The 17,533-nt window shown below is 66.3% G+C and carries 15 protein-coding genes; 11 read left to right on the top strand and 4 right to left on the bottom strand.

The features are described from left to right. Positions 1-11 precede the first annotated feature (11 nt). From CCONF_RS10370 to CCONF_RS10340, 7 genes are all read left to right on the top strand, one after another. Positions 12-866, top strand: a complete 855-nt coding sequence (locus CCONF_RS10370) for a sulfurtransferase (RefSeq protein WP_290223444.1) — start codon at positions 12-14, stop codon at positions 864-866. Between the two features lie 58 nt (positions 867-924). Further along, a complete protein-coding gene (locus CCONF_RS10365; RefSeq protein WP_290223442.1) occupies positions 925-2,349 on the top strand; it encodes a TtfA family protein in 1,425 nt (474 codons plus the stop codon). Between the two features lie 125 nt (positions 2,350-2,474). Beyond that, the gene (pyrE, locus tag CCONF_RS10360) at positions 2,475-3,020 is read left to right on the top strand and encodes an orotate phosphoribosyltransferase (protein ID WP_290223440.1); all 546 of its coding nucleotides are present in this window, start codon (positions 2,475-2,477) and stop codon (positions 3,018-3,020) included. Beyond that, positions 3,013-3,699, top strand: coding sequence for a TrmH family RNA methyltransferase (locus CCONF_RS10355; protein WP_290223439.1), 687 nt, complete (start codon positions 3,013-3,015; stop codon positions 3,697-3,699). Before pyrE ends, CCONF_RS10355 begins: the two co-directional genes overlap by 8 nt. Positions 3,700-3,796: 97 nt before the next feature. Then, positions 3,797-4,996 (top strand): glycoside hydrolase family 76 protein, encoded by a 1,200-nt coding sequence (locus tag CCONF_RS10350; protein ID WP_290223437.1) that lies wholly within the window; start codon positions 3,797-3,799, stop codon positions 4,994-4,996. A gap of 142 nt (positions 4,997-5,138) precedes the next feature. Then, entirely contained in the window at positions 5,139-6,173 is a 1,035-nt protein-coding gene (gene fbaA, locus CCONF_RS10345; protein WP_290223435.1) for a class II fructose-bisphosphate aldolase, read from the top strand. A gap of 50 nt (positions 6,174-6,223) precedes the next feature. After that, on the top strand, positions 6,224-7,414 hold the full coding sequence (locus tag CCONF_RS10340) for an FUSC family protein (RefSeq protein ID WP_290223433.1): 1,191 nt from the start codon (positions 6,224-6,226) through the stop codon (positions 7,412-7,414). A 3-nt stretch (positions 7,415-7,417) separates the two neighbouring features. Here CCONF_RS10340 and CCONF_RS10335 read toward each other — a convergent pair whose 3' ends face one another. Beyond that, the gene (locus CCONF_RS10335; protein ID WP_290223431.1) at positions 7,418-8,290 is read right to left on the bottom strand and encodes a hypothetical protein; all 873 of its coding nucleotides are present in this window, start codon (positions 8,288-8,290) and stop codon (positions 7,418-7,420) included. Between the two features lie 107 nt (positions 8,291-8,397). Here CCONF_RS10335 and CCONF_RS10330 point away from each other — a divergent pair, with 107 nt between their 5' ends. Both CCONF_RS10330 and purT read left to right on the top strand, forming a co-directional pair. After that, positions 8,398-9,690 (top strand): adenylosuccinate synthase, encoded by a 1,293-nt coding sequence (locus CCONF_RS10330; RefSeq protein WP_290223428.1) that lies wholly within the window; start codon positions 8,398-8,400, stop codon positions 9,688-9,690. A 190-nt stretch (positions 9,691-9,880) separates the two neighbouring features. Further along, positions 9,881-11,257, top strand: coding sequence for a formate-dependent phosphoribosylglycinamide formyltransferase (purT, locus tag CCONF_RS10325; RefSeq protein WP_290223426.1), 1,377 nt, complete (start codon positions 9,881-9,883; stop codon positions 11,255-11,257). Positions 11,258-11,272: 15 nt separating this feature from the next. On the opposite strand, the gene CCONF_RS10320 is transcribed toward purT, so the two are convergent. The 3 genes from CCONF_RS10320 to ilvA form a co-directional block, all read right to left on the bottom strand. Beyond that, positions 11,273-11,851 carry a GNAT family N-acetyltransferase gene (locus CCONF_RS10320; protein ID WP_290223424.1) on the bottom strand — a complete coding sequence of 193 codons (579 nt, stop codon included), beginning with the start codon at positions 11,849-11,851 and terminating at the stop codon, positions 11,273-11,275. A 23-nt stretch (positions 11,852-11,874) separates the two neighbouring features. Beyond that, positions 11,875-13,239, bottom strand: coding sequence for an FAD-dependent oxidoreductase (locus tag CCONF_RS10315; RefSeq protein ID WP_290223423.1), 1,365 nt, complete (start codon positions 13,237-13,239; stop codon positions 11,875-11,877). 133 nt (positions 13,240-13,372) lie between these two features. Further along, positions 13,373-14,650: a threonine ammonia-lyase IlvA gene (gene ilvA / locus CCONF_RS10310; RefSeq protein WP_290223421.1), complete on the bottom strand. Its 1,278-nt coding sequence runs from the start codon at positions 14,648-14,650 to the stop codon at positions 13,373-13,375. A gap of 438 nt (positions 14,651-15,088) precedes the next feature. On the opposite strand from ilvA, the gene CCONF_RS10305 reads away from it, so the two are divergent. Beyond that, positions 15,089-16,438 (top strand): SLC5/6 family protein, encoded by a 1,350-nt coding sequence (locus tag CCONF_RS10305; protein ID WP_290223419.1) that lies wholly within the window; start codon positions 15,089-15,091, stop codon positions 16,436-16,438. Between the two features lie 89 nt (positions 16,439-16,527). Further along, positions 16,528-17,514, top strand: coding sequence for a lactate/malate family dehydrogenase (locus CCONF_RS10300; protein WP_290223418.1), 987 nt, complete (start codon positions 16,528-16,530; stop codon positions 17,512-17,514). The last annotated feature ends 19 nt before the right edge of the window (positions 17,515-17,533 follow it).

The raw sequence follows: 17,533 nt of genomic DNA, 5'->3' as shown, positions 1-17,533 counted from the left end.
GAGTGGGAAATATGAGTATTTTGGTCTCCCCCCGCGAGCTTTACGATGCCATCTACGCCGGCGATCGCCTCACCGTTCTGGCCTGCCTGTGGGGCTCGGGTAGCAACAGCGCCCGGAACCAGTTCCACGCACTCCACATCCCGACCGCCCAGCTCTGCGACGTCTCCTCCGCCATGGCGGGCCTGCCGGGCTCCCGCAACGGCCGCAACCCACTGCCGGATCCGGACAAGCTGCAGGAATGGTTCGTGACCTGGGGTCTGCGCAAGGACCGCCCGGTCGTCGTCTACGACGAGGGCCGCGGGCTCTTCTCTGGCCGCGCGTGGTGGATCCTGCGCTGGGCGGGCATCGAGGACGTGCGCGTCCTCGACGGCGGCCTGGCCCACTGGCGCCGGGAGCAGCTGCCCACCCTGACCGGCCCGGGCAATATCTCCGTGGAGACCAACACCACCGTGGAGCCCAACCCGGACATGGTCGCCACCATCGACGAGGTCAAGGAGCACGACGGCATCTTGATTGATACCCGCGAGCCCAACCGTTTTGCCGGCCGCCGCGAGAACCTCGACCTAAAGGCCGGGCACATCCCAGGAGCGGTCAACGTGCCGGAGCGCTACCTGCACCACGCGGACCGCACCTGGAAGACCCAGGAGGAGATCCGGGAGGTCTTCCACCACGCCGGCATCAACGAGGACAACGTCAAGGACGCCATCGTCTACTCCGGCTCCGGTAACCACTCCGGTCTGGCCCTGGCCACCATGGACTGGGTGGGCCTGACCGGCGCACGCCACTACGTCGGCGGCTGGTCGCAGTGGTCGGCGGACGTGACCAACCCGGTCGAGCGCGGCGACCGCGAGTCCCTCGGCGCCTAAAACCCTTCGGCCCCCACCGCCCGCGCGCCGCCGCGGGAGGCAGTAAACTAAGGCGCTAATGACACCTATTTTGCTTTTGATCTTAGCCCTGCTGGCTGCTGCGGGTGCAGTCTTCCTGTGGCGCGCCGCCCAGACCCAGGAGGCCGCGCAGCAGCGCTCGCTTGCCGAGCACGATGACAGCCGTGCAGACAGCCTTGACGCTGCCGATGCCCCCTCGGCCGATACCGAGCCCGAGACCGGGGGTGAGGCTGAGGTCCCGTCCGAGGTGACGGAGCCGGATACCTCGCCGGCGCCGGACATCGTCTACGAAGAGGACGACGACACCGAGACCGCCGACGTCGATAGCCCCGAGCCGGAAGACGCCGACGCTGCCGACGACGACTGGGTCGAGGAAGCCGCGGAACCGGAGGAACCAGCCGAGGAGCCGGAGGACCCGGAAGCCGCCAGCGCGGCGGAGCCGGAGCCGGCCCCGAAGGCGGTGCCGAAGAAGAAGATCGGGCGCCCGATCCTGCCGGGCGCGCTGCGCCGGGAGCGCAAAGCCTGGGCGAACCAGCACGGCTTCGACTTCGCCAAGGAGGATTCCTACCTGGCGGACGAGTGGACGCGGGGCGCGGCGGCCGGGGGTGCGCACCCGCGGGACATCGCCCACGGCACGGTCTTTGGCCACGAACTTTTCCTGCTCGACCTGGGCGGGGTCAACGTGATGGCGCTGCGCACCGGGGCGAGCTCCGACGTGGTGGTGGATTTCCGCCGCACGGGCCTGCCGCTGGCAGAAGAAGCCTCGGAAGACCTGGTCGCCGCGAACGAGATCGCCGGCTTTAGCGTCTACGCCACGGAGCCGGGCGTGGTCGAGCGCATAAGCGACGACCGCCTGGCCACCGGGCTGGAATACCTGCCGGAGGCAGTGACCGCGGTGTGGATGGAAAACGAATGGGTACTCGCGCAGACCGACAAGACCGCCCGCAGCGCCGAGTGGGATGAGATGCTCGCCCCGATGGCGGTGCTGGCAGATGTCGCCCGCGTGCTACCGCCGCGCCCGACCGCCGGGCTGGTCTACCACCCGGAACAGGGGGATCCCACGCGCGTGGTGCCGCCGCCGCAGCCGGTCGCGCCGACGGGCCCGACCGCGGTTCCCAACCCCGCCGAGGACATGGCGCGTCCGCCGGTCCAGCGCCCGGAGGAGCCGATGGTGCTGCCCAGCCGCCGGGCCGGCGCCGCCCACGGCTCCATGGAACACCGCGCGCTGGGCGCGGACGAGGTGGACGCCATCGCCGATGGGCAGGAACGCCCGCAGGCGGACGAATCCGTCGCCCGCCTGCCGCGCGACCTGGGCCGCGGCTCCTCGATCTTCGACGAGATCGAAGCCGAGCTGGGCCCCATCGGGGATATCCCGGAGCACCCCGTCAGCGATAGCAGCGACCACAACGACCACAACGATTGCAGTGACCGTTCGGCGGGCGACGGCGATGACCGCAACGCCTAAGGTCGCCCTCGGCGTGGTTTTCATCCGCGGGGTGTCTTAAGCTAGAAACGACGAAAACGCAGGAGCGCGAGCAGCGGACGCAGACTTCGCCCCCGCGCGGGCTAAGTAAAGGAGTTTTAAACCTCATGAAGCTGGACGAGCAGAAGAAGAGCCAACTAGCCGAGCTGGTCAAGCAGCTGGCCGTGGTGCACGGTAAGGTGACTCTGTCCTCGGGTAAGGAAGCGGACTATTACGTCGACCTGCGCCGGGCGACTCTGCAGCACGAGGCCTCCCGGCTGATCGGCACGCTGCTGCGCGAGCTGACCGCGGACTGGGACTTCGACGCGGTCGGTGGCCTGACCCTGGGCGCGGACCCGGTGGCCACCTCCATCATGCACGCGGACGGGCGCCCGATCGACGCCTTCGTGGTGCGCAAGGAGGCCAAGAAGCACGGCATGCAGCGCCGCATCGAGGGCGCCGACGTTCAGGGCAAAAAGGTCCTGGTGGTCGAGGACACCACCACCACGGGCAACTCCCCGCTGACCGCCGTGGCCGCCCTGCGCGAGGCCGGGGCCGAGGTTGTCGGCATCGCCACCGTCGTGGATCGCGCCACCGGCGCGGACAAGGCCATCGCGGCCGAGGGCCTGGAATACCGCTTCCTGCTGGGCCTGGAGGACCTCGACCTTGCCTAAGCCGGACGCCCGCGGCAGCGAAGCCGACCCACAGCCCGGCCCCACCGAATGGAACGAGGGCCGGCACGGGGTCGGCCCGTGGGAGGGGCAGTGGCCCACCGGCCCGGAGGCCGAGCGCTACGACTCGGAGCTGCTGGCCGAGGGCGACCGCCGCAACGTGGTGGACGCCTACCGCTACTGGCGGCGCGAGGCGATCGTCGCCGACATCGATAGCCGGCGCCACAGCTTGCACATCGCCATCGAGAATTTCGAGAACGACTCGAATATCGGCACCGTGGTGCGCACGGCCAACGCCTTCGCGGTGGACACGGTCCACATCGTCGGCCGCCGCCGCTGGAACCGCCGCGGCGCCATGGTCACGGACCGCTACCAGCACTTGGCCCACCACGACACGGTAGAGCAGCTGCTGGAGTGGGCGGGGCAGGAAGGGCTCACGGTCGTGGCTATCGACAACACCCCGGGTTGCGTGCCGCTGGAGACCGCTGAGCTGCCGGAGAAATGCCTGCTCCTGTTCGGGCAGGAAGGCCCCGGCGTGAGCCAGTCCGCCCAGGACGGGGCGGTGATGACCTGTTCTATCGCGCAGTTCGGCTCCACCCGGTCCATCAACGCGGGCGTGGCGGCCGGCATCGCCATGCACGCTTGGATCCGCCAGCACGCGGATCTGTCCCAAAGCTGGTAGGCGGGGGCGCCAGCCAGTTGCACAAAATTGCACGTGTGAGCTGGGAGCGCGCTAGAATTCCTGTGAGTAATAGATCGACTGAAATTAGGGCACCTGAGTGGACGAAAAGTGGGCACACCGCGCGGATCTGGCAGAAACCGCCATCAATGACCGCCACGCAGCACGCGTGTGGGGACTGCCAAAGACCAACCTGGCAATCGTGCGCTGGCCGCCCACCAGCAAGGAAAAGATCTTCCTCCACTGGCACTACTGGTGGCAGGCGCACTACCTGGACTGCCTGGTGGATGCAGCCCAGCGCAACAACACCAAGATGCGGCGCAAGCGGATCACCGAAACCGTGCGCGGCATCCGAGTGCGCAACCTCAGCCCGCTGAAGAACAACCGCTATTTCGACGACAAGGCCTGGATGGCGCTCGCCCTGCAGCGCGCCGGGCAGCTGAGCAAGGTCAAGCCCTATTCGAAGCTCGCGGAGCTGCAGGACAACATCCGCGCCGGCCGCGACGAGCACCTGGGCGTCCTGCCGTGGCGGGAGGGCGAGAACTTCTTCAACGTGCCCTCCAACGGGCCGGCGGCGATCCTCTTGGCGCGCACCGGGCACCTGGCCGAGGCCGAGGAGATCATCGAGTGGATCTACGAAAACCTGGTCGATGACCAGGGGCTTATCATGGACGGCATCCGCATGCGCATGGACGGCCCGGAGTGGGTGCGCAACCTGCACCCCTACTGCCAGGGCGTGGTCTTGGGCGCCTGCGTGGAGATCGCGCTGGCCCTACGCAAGCGCGCCGGCTTTTCCTCCCTCGAGCACCTGGACTCGGTCCAGGAGGCCGAGCGCGCCGAGGGCACCGTGAAGTACCTGACCCGCATCCGCGGGCTCATCCAGGCCATCGCCTCGTATATGGCCACCCCCGCTGGGGTCATCGACTGGGACACCGGCGACGGCGACGGCGGCCTGTTCAAGGGCATCCTGGTGCGCTACCTGGCGGACGCGGCCGTGCGCCTGCCGGGGGATTCGCCCGCCAACCGCGCGGCGAAGAAGCTGGCCGCCCGCCTGGTGTTGTCCTCGGCCGCCTCGGTCTGGGAGCACCGCCTGGAGGTCGACGGCCTGCCTATCTTCGGCACGGATTGGACCGCGGACGCGCGCCTGCCCCATAACTTCGGCCTGGGCCCGACCACCCTGGGCGAGAAGGTCGGCGTCATCCGCATTGCCGAGCGCGACCTGTCGGTGCAGCTGTCCGGTTGGATGCTGATGGAGGCCGCCGCCCGCGTCGCCCGCGACCGCGCAGAAGGCCGGGGCTAGCCCCACTAGCCGGGACCAGACACCGGCTAGGTAGAAACTCACACCTTTCCTTAACCAAGACCTGCGGCGCGCAAGCCAAATCACAGGCATACTTGGTAGTGCAGTAAGTCAAACGCGAACCAAGTAAGGAAGATTCACTTCTATGCCTATTGCTACCCCAGAGGTCTACAACGCCATGCTGGATGAGGCGAAGCAGTCTGGCTTCGCCTTCCCGGCCATCAACTGCACCTCCTCGGAGACCATCAACGCCGCACTCAAGGGCTTCGCTGAGGCCGAGTCCGACGGCATTATCCAGTTCTCCACGGGCGGTGCGGAGTTCGGTTCCGGCCTGGCAGTCAAGAACAAGGTAGCGGGCGCCCAGGCGCTGGCCGCCTTCGCGCACGAGGCCGCCAAGCACTACGGCATCAACGTCGCGCTGCACACCGACCACTGCCAGAAGGAGGTGTTGGACGACTTCGTCCGTCCGCTCATCGCCATCTCCCAGGAGCGCGTCGACCGCGGCGAGCTGCCGCTGTTCCAGTCCCACATGTGGGACGGCTCCGCCATCCCGATCGATGAGAACCTGGAGATCGCCCAGGAGCTGCTGGAAAAGGCCCGCAAGGCCCACATCATCCTGGAGGCCGAGATCGGCGTCGTCGGCGGCGAGGAAGACGGCGTCGAAGCCAAGGCTGGCGACAACCTCTACACCTCCGTCGAGGACTTTGAAAAGACCATCGACGCCCTGGGCACCGGCGAGAACGGCCGCTACCTGCTGGCCGCCACCTTCGGCAACGTCCACGGCGTCTACAAGCCGGGCAATGTGAAGCTGCGCCCGGAGGTCCTGCTGGAAGGCCAGCAGACCGCGCAGAAGAAGCTCGGCCTAGACGAGGGCGCCAAGCCCTTCGACTTCGTATTCCACGGCGGCTCCGGCTCCGAGAAGGAAAAGATCGAGGAAGCCCTGCGCTACGGCGTCATCAAGATGAACGTGGACACCGACACCCAGTACGCGTTCACCAACCCGGTCGCCCGCCACATGTTTGCCAACTACGACGGCGTGTTCAAGATCGACGGCGAGGTGGGCAACAAGAAGGTCTACGACCCGCGCTCCTACCTGAAGAAGGCGGAGCAGGGCATGTCCGAGCGCGTCATCGAGGCGTGCCAGGACCTGCACTCCGTGGGGAAGACGGTTTCCCGCTAAAGCAGTCTTTTCGGGCCGCGGCGCCATAAAAGTGTCCTAGAATGGCGCCCATGGCCGAAGAACGAAAACGACTCACCACGCGCGAGCGCCTGCGCAGTATCGACCGGTCATTAATGGCCCGGTTGAACCGCGTGCGCTCGCGCTTCGTGTTTATCCTGCAGGCCACCGTCGGCGCGGGGCTGTCCTACTGGGTGGCCAACGACATCGCGGGCCACGCGCAGCCCTTCTTCGCGCCGATCTCCACGGTGATCATCCTGGGCCTGTCTGGCGGCGACCGGATGAAGCGCGCGGTGGAGATGGCCATCGGCGGCATTACCGGCGTGGCGGTGGGGGATATCCTCTTCCAATTCGTCGGCCAGGGCCCGTTCCAGATCACCGTGATCGTGGGCGCGACGCTGCTGCTCGGCTCGTTCATGACGAAATCGCCGCTGCTGACCAACCAGATCGTCTTTGGCTCCATCCTGATCGCCACCATCTTCCCGCCCACGGAAGGCGCCGGGGGCTTAAACCGCGCTATCGATGCCCTCATCGGGTCCGTCATCGGCGTGGTAACCATCGCGCTCATCCCGAACTCGCCGCTGGCCCAGGCGCGCCGGGAGGTCTCCAAGGTGCTCAGCATCGCCGCCAGCGTGCTCTACGACGTCTCCCGCGGGCTGGAGAAGCAGGACGTCGAGATCATCGAGGAGGCCCGGCAGGCCGTCTTCGGCACGCAGACCAATATCGAGAAGCTGGCCGATGCCGCCAAGCAGGGCCGGGAGGCCTCAGAGGTCTCGCCCATCATGTGGGGATCTAGGCGCAATATCCGCTCGCTGGAGCGCATCCTGGTGCCCGTGGACAACGGTGTGCGCGGCGTGCGCGTGCTCTCCCGCCGCGCGTTGGTCATTACCGAGGACGGGGACAGCGTCTCCCCGGCCCAGATCGAGCTCATTGAGGAGCTGTGCTCGGTCATGGAGGAGCTGGCCGAAATCTACGGCAGCCGGCGCGGCCTCAACGAGGCCCAGGAGCTGCCCCACCTGGTCCAGCGGCTGCGCCGCGCGGGTGCTAGGGCCAGCATGGACATTGTGGAGGGCCGCAGCCAGCTGTCGGCCTACGCCATCCTGGCGCAGACGCGCTCCATCGTGGTGGACCTGCTGATGATTTGCGGCATGTCCCGCGAGTCCGCCGTGGCGGTGCTCATCCCGACCTCGCAGACCCCGGCCTACCCGCCGGAGATCTACGACGAGGATGAGCACGACCTTTAGGCGCTAGGGGCGCGCCATCCGCACCACCTGCAGGTCGCGCAGGTGCCGGTAGAAGGTCACGCGGTCGACGGGGCGGGGGCGGGAGACCCCGTCCACGGTCACGCGCAGCTCCGGCCCGCCGGCCTGGACCGCGCGCCCGGTGGCCACGGTGGACGGATCCACCGGGCCGGGCTGGGGCGCGGCCTGCTTGCGCCGCAGGCGCTCGAGCAGCCCCTGGCGGGCCACTGGCGCCGCCGCGGCGACGATGCCGGGGGCGTCCACCATGGGCACCAGTTTGGCGCCGTAGACGCCCGTCTGGGCTCCGCTTAGGGCCTCCCCGTCCTGGCGGACGAGCACGTGGTCGTCCACGATGATCTCCCCGGTCATGGCCCCGGGGTTCCACTGGCTGATGGTGGCCGATCCCGCCACGGCCTGGCCGGCGTCGTTGCGGATGGTGGGCACCGGCGCGACCGCCCCGTCGAGCGCCAGGCGGAAGGCGTCGTCCGCAGTCTGGGGCAGGCCCCAGTTCTGGGCGGCGGCGGAGGAATCCTCCACCGGCACGTAGGCGACCTCGACCCACATGGTGTCGGCGCGCATGAGCCGGGTAATCACCGCGGACAGGGCGGCGTCCGTGCCGATGACGACCACGCGCAGCGCCTCCGGCACTGGCTGGGGCGCAGGCGCCGGCGCGCCCAGGTGCGCCACGTCGGGCTGGGCGGCGATCTCGTCGAGCGACGGCGTGGGGTCTTCGGGCAGGATCTCCCGGGCGGCGGCGTCTACCGTCTTGAGCTCCTTGCGCGTGGGCACGGCGCTGCAATCCAGGATTTCCCAGCTGGAGTCCGGATCGTCGGGCAGTGGAAACTGAGGCGCGCCGCAGCGCAGGATCATCACACGCATGTTTTCTATGCTACTTCGCCGGGGTAGGAGTGCCCACGCGGATAGCTAAGCAGGTAGAGTTAGTGCGTATTTGACTCCAATTAAAATGGGGAAGTGAATTAACAACCATGGCAGCAATCGTCATTGTTGGCGCTCAGTGGGGCGACGAAGGCAAGGGCAAGGCGACGGATATCCTCGGCGGCAAGGTCGACTACGTCGTCAAGCCGAACGGCGGCAACAACGCCGGCCACACCGTCGTGGTCGGCGGCGAGAAGTACGAGCTCAAGCTCCTGCCCGCCGGCATCCTGTCGGAAAACGCCACCCCGATCCTGGGCAACGGCGTCGTGATTAACCTGGAGGCCCTCTTCGACGAGATCGACGGGCTGGAAGCCCGCGGCGCGAAGGCCTCCCGCCTGAAAATCTCCGCCAACGCGCACCTGGTGGCGCCGTACCACCAGACGCTCGACCGCGTGCAGGAGCGCTTCCTGGGCAAGCGTGCCATCGGCACCACCGGCCGCGGCATCGGCCCGGCCTACGCGGACAAGGTCGCGCGCATCGGCATACGCGTCCAGGACATCTTCGACGAGTCCATCCTGCGCCAGAAGGTCACCTCCGCGCTGGACATCAAGAACCAGATGCTGGTCAAGATGTACAACCGCAAGGCCATCGACCCGGAGCAGGTCGTGGAGTACTTCCTGAGCTACCGGGAGCGCCTGCGCCCGATGGTCATCGAAGCCGAGCTAGAGCTCAACGATGCCCTGTCCAACGGCAAGCACGTCCTCATGGAGGGCGGCCAGGCCACCATGCTGGACGTGGACCACGGCACCTACCCGTTCGTGACCTCCTCCAACCCGTCGGCCGGCGGCGCCTCGGTGGGCTCGGGCGTGGGCCCGACGCAGATCACCACTTCTCTGGGCATCATCAAGGCGTATACGACCCGCGTGGGCGCGGGCCCGTTCCCCACGGAGCTCTTCGACAAGTGGGGCGAGTACCTGCAGACCACCGGCGGGGAGATCGGCGTCAACACCGGCCGCAAGCGCCGCTGCGGTTGGTACGACTCCGTCATCGCCCGCTATGCCACCCGCGTCAACGGCTTCACCGACTACTTCCTGACCAAGCTGGACGTGCTGACCGGCATTGGGGAGATCCCCATCTGCGTGGCCTACGACGTGGACGGCAAGCGCTTCGACGAGATGCCCATGACCCAGTCCGACTTCCACCACGCAGAGCCCATCTTTGAGACCATGCCGGCCTGGGACGAGGACATCACCGGCTGCCAGACCTTCGAGGAACTGCCGCAGAAGGCCCAGGACTACGTCCTGCGCCTCGAGGAACTGTCCGGCACCCGCATCTCCTACATCGGCGTCGGCCCCGGCCGCGACCAGACCATCGTGCGCCACGACGTCCTTGAGGACGCCTAAACAGGCAGAAAACCAATAGAACACGCACTCCCGTCGAATGCTGTGATGGCAGCTGGGCGGGAGTTTGTGCGTTGTAGGACCGGCACCTGCGCAATGTTATGGCCTGTTCCAATGCGGCAGATAGCTGGCGCTATGCGATAATGGGCGCAGAGTTTGCTGTGGTGTCTCACAGCTTCTGGAGGAACGATCTATGGACTTTGCACAACATATCGGAACGCCGCTGACATCGAACGCCACCAAGGTGCTGCTGCTCGGCGGTGGTGAGCTCGGCAAGGAGCTGACGGCTGCGTTCCAGCGCCTGGGACTAGAGGTGCACGCGGTGGACTCCTACCCGGGGGCGCCGGCGCTGCACATCGCCCACGTGGCGCACGTGGCGCAGATTTCCGACCCGCAGGCGGTCTGGGAGATTGCCTCCCAGGTCCAGCCGGACTTCGTAGTGCCTGAGGTGGAGATGGTGGCCGTGGACGCCTTGTCCCGCCTGGAGGCGGAAACTGACGCCGTGGTGGTGCCCACCGCGCGCGCCTGTGAGCTCACCCGGGACCGGGAATCGATCCGCAGTGCGGCGGAGTCGCTGGGCCTGCCCACGACGGCCTACCGCTTCGCGAACTCGGAGGAACAGCTCGCCGCCGCGGTCGAGGAGCTCGGCTTCCCGTGCATCATCAAGCCGGACGTGTCGACCTCCGGCAAGGGGCATATGCTGGTCCGCGATCCGGAAGAAATCGCCAGCGCCTGGCAAAAGGTCCGCCGCGTGTCCTCTGACTCCGACTGCGTGGTGGCCGAGCGCTTCGTGGACTTCGACTACGAGGTCACGCTGCTGGCGGTGCGCTCCATCGACCCGTCCACCAAGGAGATGGCCACCTGGTTCAGCGAGCCTATCGGCCACCGCCACGAGCACGGCGACTTGGTGGAGTCGTGGCAGCCGATGCCCATGAGCCAGCGCGCGCTGGAAAACGCCCGCTCGGTGGCCGCGCGAATCTCCAACGAGCTGGGCGGGCGCGGCGTCTACGGGGTGGAGCTCTTCGTCGCCGGTGACGACGTCTACTTTTCCTCCGTCTCCCCGCGGCCATCGGATACTGCCATGCTGACCGGCTACACCCAGCGCTTCTCCGAGTTCGAGCTGCAGGCCCGCGCCATCCTGGGCTACCCGATCGACGTCACGCTGGTCTCCCCCGGGGCGGCCTACGTGCTGCACGCGGACGACGACATCGAGGACGTCGCCTACCAGGGCGTGGGTCAGGCGATGGCGGTCGCGGAGACCGACGTGACGCTGTTTGGCAAGCCGGGCGCCTACAAGGGCCGGCGGATGGGCCTGGTGGTCTCCACGGGCGAGGACATCGAGGAGGCCCGCGATAGGGCCAACGTGGCGGCCACGCGCATCGAGGTGCGCGGCACCCCGACCGCGGCCGAGGTCGTCGAGGACTCCCAGACCCCGGATATCCCGCAGCTGCACAAGGTGGTGCTGCTGGACGAGCCGCTGGTGTGCGTCAACCCCGAGCTGACCGGCGGCATCGACGATGACGACGAGGAAGCCGCAGTCGAAAACACCTCGCTGTGGGGCCGGAAGTAGGAGCCTGCCTCCTAGCTACTCAGCCGCGGCGCGCTTAATCATCGGTGTGTGCGGGGTGCCGTCCTCGTCGAAGGGCTCGCCGCACACGCTAAAGCCGAAGCGGCCGTAGTAGCCGGTCAGCGGCGATTGCGCCTCCAGGTAGACCGGCGCGCCCGGACGGGCGGTGGCGGCGAACTGCAAGGCGGCATCGATAAGCTGCCGGCCCAGGCCCGTGCCCCGGGCGGCGGGATCTAGGGCGAAGCGGCCGAACTGGACTATCTCGAGGGTGGGGGCGTCGGCGGGCTCGCCTTGTTTTGTGGCGTCCGGGTCCGGGATGGTCGCCGGGAACAGGCGGGCCGTGCCCAGGAGCCGGGGAGTGGGATCCTGGGTCGGCGCTTGTGTTTGTGCTTGCGCTTGTTTTTGAGCAGGGCTGTCCCAGGCCAGGAGGTGGATGGTGGACGGCTGGGCGTCCGTGTCATCGATTTCGGCGTAAGGGGTGGCCTGCTCATGCACGAAGACGTCCACGCGCAGCTTGTAGAGCGCGTGGACGTCTAGCGGGGCCAGCGCCGCCAGCGGCGCGGCGGTGATGGTGGGCTGGAAAGATTCTTTAGTCACGCCCACCACTCTAGCGGGCGGGCTTAGTCCTCCTGCGGGCCGGCGTAGCGGACCATCTCGTCCCATTCGACGATCTTGATGCGCTCGCGCTCCTGCGGCTCGCCGGCGGCGCGCTCGGCCGCGTCCAGGCGGTGCCAGCCTTCCCAGGTGGTCACGGCGATGTCGCGGCTGGCCAGCAGGTCCAGGATGTCCTGCGGGTCGCGCTTGGTGGCCTCGGTGAGCTCGCCGGCCAGGTGATCGGCCAGCAGCATGGAGGTGGTGTCCTTCGCGTCGGACTTGGTGTTGCCGATAAGCCCGACCGGGCCGCGCTTGATCCAGCCCGTGGTGTACAGGCCCGGGATCTTCTCCCCGCCGTTATCGCGCAGCACGTGGCCGCCGTCGTTCGGGATGACGGCCTTCTCCTCGTCGTAGGGCACGCCCTCGACGTCCTGCGGGTGGTAGCCCACGGCGGAGTAGACCGCCTGGACCGGCCACTCGGTGAACTTGCCGGTGCCGTTGACCCGCCCGGTGCCGTCGAGCTCAGTGCGCTCGGTCTTCAGGCCGGTGACCTTGCCGTCCTGACCGAGGATCTCCACCGGGGCCTCGAAGAAGTGGATGTAGAGCTTGTGCGGGGCGCCCTTGGTCTCGCGCATGGCGTAACCCTCCAGGGTCTGGCAGACCAGGTCGGTGGACTTGGCGGCGCGGCGGGCCTCCTCGGAAGCGGCGTCGTAGTCGATGTCTTCCGGATCGACGATGACCTCGATGGTCGGGGACTCGTCCAGCTCCTTGAGCTCCTTCGGGGTGTACTTCGCCTGGGCCGGGCCGCGGCGGCCGAAGACGTGAATCTCCTTGGCGCGGTTGGTCTTCAGGGCCTGGTAAACGTTGTCCGGGATCTCCGTAACCAGCAGCTCATCGGCGGTCTTGGCCAGGATGCGGGAGACGTCCAGGGAGACGTTGCCCACGCCGATGACGGCCACGGACTCGGCGGACAGGTCCCAGTCGCGCTTGAAGTTCGGGTTGCCGTCGTAGAAACCCACGAACTCGCCGGCGCCGTGGACGCCCTCGAGGTCCTCCCCCGGGATGTTGACCAGGCGGTCGGCGGTGGCGCCGGTGGCGAAGATAACGGCGTCGTAGTAGTCCTGCAGCTCCTCGACGGTAACGTCGCGGCCGACCTCAATATTGCCCAGGAAGCGGATGTCTTCCTTTTCCATGACGTTGTGCAGAGACTGAACAATCCCCTTGATGCGCGGGTGGTCCGGGGCCACGCCGTAGCGGATCAGGCCGAAGGGGGCGGGCATCTTCTCAAACAGATCGACCTTGACGTCGACCTCGGACTTAACCAGAAGATCGGATGCGTAAATGCCGGCTGGGCCGGAACCAACGACTGCAACGCGCAGAGGGGAAGTCATAATGTGTCGGAGTCCTCACTGATTCTTGGGGAGTGGCTGTTACTTGTCTAATCTGAGCTCATCATACGTTCGGATTCGAGCAACGCACTAGATAGGGTAACAAGGCTGCTCCCCAAATCAGCCTCGGAAGGGCTTATCCGACTATCTTATATTCAGGAGTACCCGGCTTGAGGTACTCGTACTCGAACTTGGAGTTGTCCAAACGTTCGATGAGCTGGTCGATTTCCTCGGGTTTCTCCAGCACCAGGCCCACCAGCGCGGTGCCCAGCACGCAGTTGTTGCGCTTCTGGTACTTGAACCTGGTGATGTCGTCGCCCGGGTTGAGGATTTCGTCGAGGAAGATGCGCAGTTGGCCAGGGACCTGCGGGAAGCTGATGAGGAAATAGTGCTTCAGGCCGCGGTGCACCAGGGAGCGCTCCATGATCTCCGTGTAGCGGATGACGTCGTTGTTGCCGCCGGAGATGACGCAGACCACGGTTGAGCCCGGCGCCAGGTCCAGCTTGGTCAGGCCGGTCACGGACAGCGCGCCGGCCGGCTCGGAGACGATGCCCTCGTTCTGGTAGAGGTTGAGCATCTCGATGCAGACGTCGTCCTCGCTGACCGCGAAGTGCTCCAGCCGGTCCTTGTTAGCCGAGAGGATCTCGTAGGGCAGCGCGCCGATGCGCTTGACAGCCGCGCCGTCCACGAACGGGTCCACGGTCGGCAGCGTCATCGGGCCGTTGTTACGGAAGGCCGCGGCTAGCGATGCCGCGCCGGCCGGCTCCACGCCGTAAATCTGGGTCTCCGGGGCCTTCTCCGCGACGTAGCTGGTCAGGCCGGACAGCAGACCACCGCCGCCGACGGGGGCGATGAGCGCGTGCAGCTCCTTGCCCTCCTCGGCCAGCTGCTCGAGGATCTCCTTGGCCATGGTGCCCTGGCCGACGACGGTGTCGTGGGCATCGAAGGGCTCGATGAAGGTGGCCCCGCGCTCGGCGGCGTCCTCGTGGGCGGCGGCGGAGGCCTCGTCGAAGGACTCGCCGGTCACGACCAAGTCCACGAAGCGGCCGCCGTGGGCCAGGATGCGGTCGCGTTTCTGGGCCGGGGTGGGCACCGGCACGAAGATCTTGCCCTGCACGCCCATGGTCTTGCAGGCATAGGCCACGCCCTGGGCGTGGTTGCCGGCCGAGGCGGTGACGATGCCGGCGGCCAGCTCCTCGTCGCTCAGGTTCTTGATGCTGTTGAGTGCGCCGCGGATCTTGTAGGAGCGCACGTCCTGCAGTTCCTCGCACTTGAGGTAGACGTTGCAGTTGGTCAGCTGGGACAGTCGTTCGCTGTAGCGCAGCGGGGTGCGGTTGATTTCATCTTGGATTCGCTCGTGGGCGGCCTCGATTTCGGCGGCGGTGACGAGCGGGTTCTGGACTGTAGTGCTCATGCCTCCGATGGTATAAGGTATCTGACCTGGGGAAAAGGGCTTTGATTTTGGTCATAGTGCCCGGTTTTTTCGTGACATGCCCAATAGTCGGGGGCAGCCGGCGGGGGAGGCGTGGCCTTAGGGGGAAACACCGTTTCCCCAGGGGATTTTTAGGGGGAGATTGGGGTCGGTGCAGCCTGGGTGGGCTTTCGCATGGTTCCTGTTGGCTACTAGGTAAAAACTATGTCAGAACCGAGTGTAGCTAATTACTATAGCGGATCCCCGCGGAAAAGTTCTCATTTCAGTGATGTGATAATAATTAATCATCAAATGTGAGTTTGCTCATAGCAATACCGCGGCATTTTCCGGAGAATGGACTCTGAAGTGATAAATAGTTCTCCATCGGCCCGTTCTTTCGCGTAGGGCTGCGGGGAACACGTCGAAAGGGTCGAACACACCATGTCCGTCATCCCTCCCGAGGCCGCCGACGCTCGGCGGGCAACAACCACCACGGCGCTGGGTAGCGCCGACAGTGCTGACAAGGCCCCCGGCTGGGGCAAAACCGATACCATCTGGACGCTGAGCCTGTTTGGCACCGCCATCGGCGCCGGCGTCATGTTCCTGCCCATCAACGCGGGCATCGGCGGAATTATCCCGCTGATCATCATGACCATCATCGCCTTCCCGATGACATTCTGGGCCCACCGCGCGATGACCCGACTGGTCCTGTCCGGCTCCGATCCGAAGTCTCACCTGACCGACGTCATGGAGGAGCACTTCGGAGCCAACGCCGGCGTCGTGATGACCGTCCTCTACTTCGTGGCGGTCTACCCGCTGGTGTTGGTCTACGCGGTCACGCTGACCAACACCCTGGAGTCCTTCCTTATCCACCAGCTGCACGTCGATCCCTGGCCGCGCTGGGTACTGGCCACCCTGCTGGTCGGCGGCCTCATCTTCGTGGTGAAGATGGGCCAGGAAATCGTGGTCAAGGTGATGTCCGCGCTGGCCTTCCCCTTCATTGCCGTGTTGATTTTCCTAGCGCTCTACCTCATTCCACGCTGGAACACCGCGTTCTTCTCGACCTTCGACCTGGACGTCGCGCGGGAGGCCTCCGGCAACGGCCTGGCCACCACGCTGATGCTGCTGGTGCCGGTGATGGTATTCTCCTTCAACCACTCGCCGATCATCTCCTCCTTCGCCTCCGAGAGGCGCCAGGAGTACGGCGACAAGTGGGTGGATAAGAAGACCGGCCAGGTCCTGGCGGCGGCCGAAGGCCTCATGGTCATCGTCGTGATGTTCTTCGTCTTCTCCTGCGCCCTGTCTCTGTCGCCGGAAAACCTGGCCGAGGCCAAGGAGCAAAACATCACCATCCTGTCCTACCTGGCCAACCACTTCGATGCCCCCTTCCTGCAATGGGTAGCCCCCATCGTAGCGTTGGTGGCCATCTGCAAGTCCTTCCTGGGCCACTATCTGGGCGCGGCGGAGTCCGTCGAGGGCTTGGTGGTGACCGGCAACCACGTCGCTGGCAACACCAAGTTCACCCACAGCCGCGCGCTGGAGACCGGCTCGCTTATCTTCATCCTGGTGACCTGCATCCTGGTCGCCTGGGCCGACCCGTCCATCCTGGGCATGATTGAGACCCTGTGTGGCCCGGCCATTGCCGTCCTGCTCTTCCTGATTCCGATGTGGGCCATCCACAAGGTGGACGCACTCAAGCGCTTCCGCGGCAAGCCGTCCAACTGGTTCACCACCTTCATCGGCCTGGTGGCCGTGGCAACCATCTTCTTCTCCATCTTCCACTCCCTGTAAGCGCTGCTACCGCCGGCCTACACTCGAGGTCGGCGGTTTTTCGCTTGCCGAGAACCCTTCTTGTTTCACTACTCGTCGAAAGGAAAATCATGAACCGACCAGCCAAGCTCGTTATCACCGGAGCGGGCCACGTAGGTTCCTACGTGCTGGCAGAGGCGGTACATTCCGGCTTGTTTGCCGACATTGTGGTCATCGATAGCGACCCCGACATTGCCTACGGCGAGGCCCTCGACCAACACCACCTGACCGGCGTGCCTGGTAGCTTCGTCCCGCGCGTACGCCGCGGCGACTACTCCGAGTGCACGGACGCCGACGTCGTCATTTCGGCCGCCGGCCCGTCGATGATCGTGGACCCCGACAACCCCGACGCCAACCCGGACCGGGCGGCGCTCGCGCCCGTCAACGGCGATATCACCCGCGGGATCATGCGCGAGGTGTGCGCGAACGTGGCCGACAAAGAGGCTGGCCCCGTGCTCATCTTCATCACCAACCCGGCCGATACCATCGTCTGGATTGCCCAGAACGAATTCGACTACCCGGAGCACAAGATCTTCGCCACCGGCACCATGCTGGACTCGTCCCGCCTGCGCCGCCTGGTCGCCGACGATCTGGGGATTAGCCCCGACTCCGTCGACGGCTACATGATGGGCGAGCACGGCATGGCCGCCTTCCCAGTCCTGTCCCACTTGTCCGTGGCGGGGATTCCCGCTGCCCGGCTCGGCGAATACTTCCCCGGCGCCCAGCTCGACCCGGGGGACCTAGCCGAGCGCGTCGTCGAAGCCGCCTACCAGGTCTTCCACTCCAAGGGCTGGACCAACGCCGGCGTCGCTGCCTCGGCCATGCGCCTGGCGCGGGCGGTCCTGCTCGATGAGCGCACCATCTTCCCGGTCTCGACCACCCTGCACGGCGAATACGGCTACGACGGTGACGTCGCGGTCTCCCTGCCATGTTTGATCGGGCGTTCGGGGGTCCTCCGGCGCGTCCCGGTGGACCTGGACGACTGGGAAACCAAGGCCCTAGAAAAGTCCGTAGCTGCGGTTAAGCGCGCGATCGAGGATTCTGCCCAAAACTTATAGTCATGAGTGACCTGTTTTA

This window comes from Corynebacterium confusum (assembly GCF_030408715.1).
Taxonomy (GTDB): domain Bacteria; phylum Actinomycetota; class Actinomycetes; order Mycobacteriales; family Mycobacteriaceae; genus Corynebacterium; species Corynebacterium confusum.
Note: the sequence above shows the minus strand (reverse complement) of the source record. Positions and strands in the feature narration are given on the sequence as shown.

Bases quoted from the DNA above. Each gene is read 5' to 3' on its own strand.
- CCONF_RS10330 (WP_290223428.1), top strand. From the start codon at position 8,398: ATGGCAGCAATCGTCATTGTTGGCGCTCAGTGGGGCGACGAAGGCAAG.
- CCONF_RS10315 (WP_290223423.1), bottom strand. From the start codon at position 13,239: ATGACTTCCCCTCTGCGCGTTGCAGTCGTTGGTTCCGGCCCAGCCGGC.
- CCONF_RS10365 (WP_290223442.1), top strand. From the start codon at position 925: ATGACACCTATTTTGCTTTTGATCTTAGCCCTGCTGGCTGCTGCGGGT.
- CCONF_RS10340 (WP_290223433.1), top strand. From the start codon at position 6,224: ATGGCCGAAGAACGAAAACGACTCACCACGCGCGAGCGCCTGCGCAGT.
- CCONF_RS10370 (WP_290223444.1), top strand. From the start codon at position 12: ATGAGTATTTTGGTCTCCCCCCGCGAGCTTTACGATGCCATCTACGCC.
- CCONF_RS10305 (WP_290223419.1), top strand. From the start codon at position 15,089: ATGTCCGTCATCCCTCCCGAGGCCGCCGACGCTCGGCGGGCAACAACC.
- fbaA (WP_290223435.1), top strand. From the start codon at position 5,139: ATGCCTATTGCTACCCCAGAGGTCTACAACGCCATGCTGGATGAGGCG.
- purT (WP_290223426.1), top strand. From the start codon at position 9,881: ATGGACTTTGCACAACATATCGGAACGCCGCTGACATCGAACGCCACC.
- pyrE (WP_290223440.1), top strand. From the start codon at position 2,475: ATGAAGCTGGACGAGCAGAAGAAGAGCCAACTAGCCGAGCTGGTCAAG.
- CCONF_RS10300 (WP_290223418.1), top strand. From the start codon at position 16,528: ATGAACCGACCAGCCAAGCTCGTTATCACCGGAGCGGGCCACGTAGGT.
- ilvA (WP_290223421.1), bottom strand. From the start codon at position 14,650: ATGAGCACTACAGTCCAGAACCCGCTCGTCACCGCCGCCGAAATCGAG.
- CCONF_RS10335 (WP_290223431.1), bottom strand. From the start codon at position 8,290: ATGCGTGTGATGATCCTGCGCTGCGGCGCGCCTCAGTTTCCACTGCCC.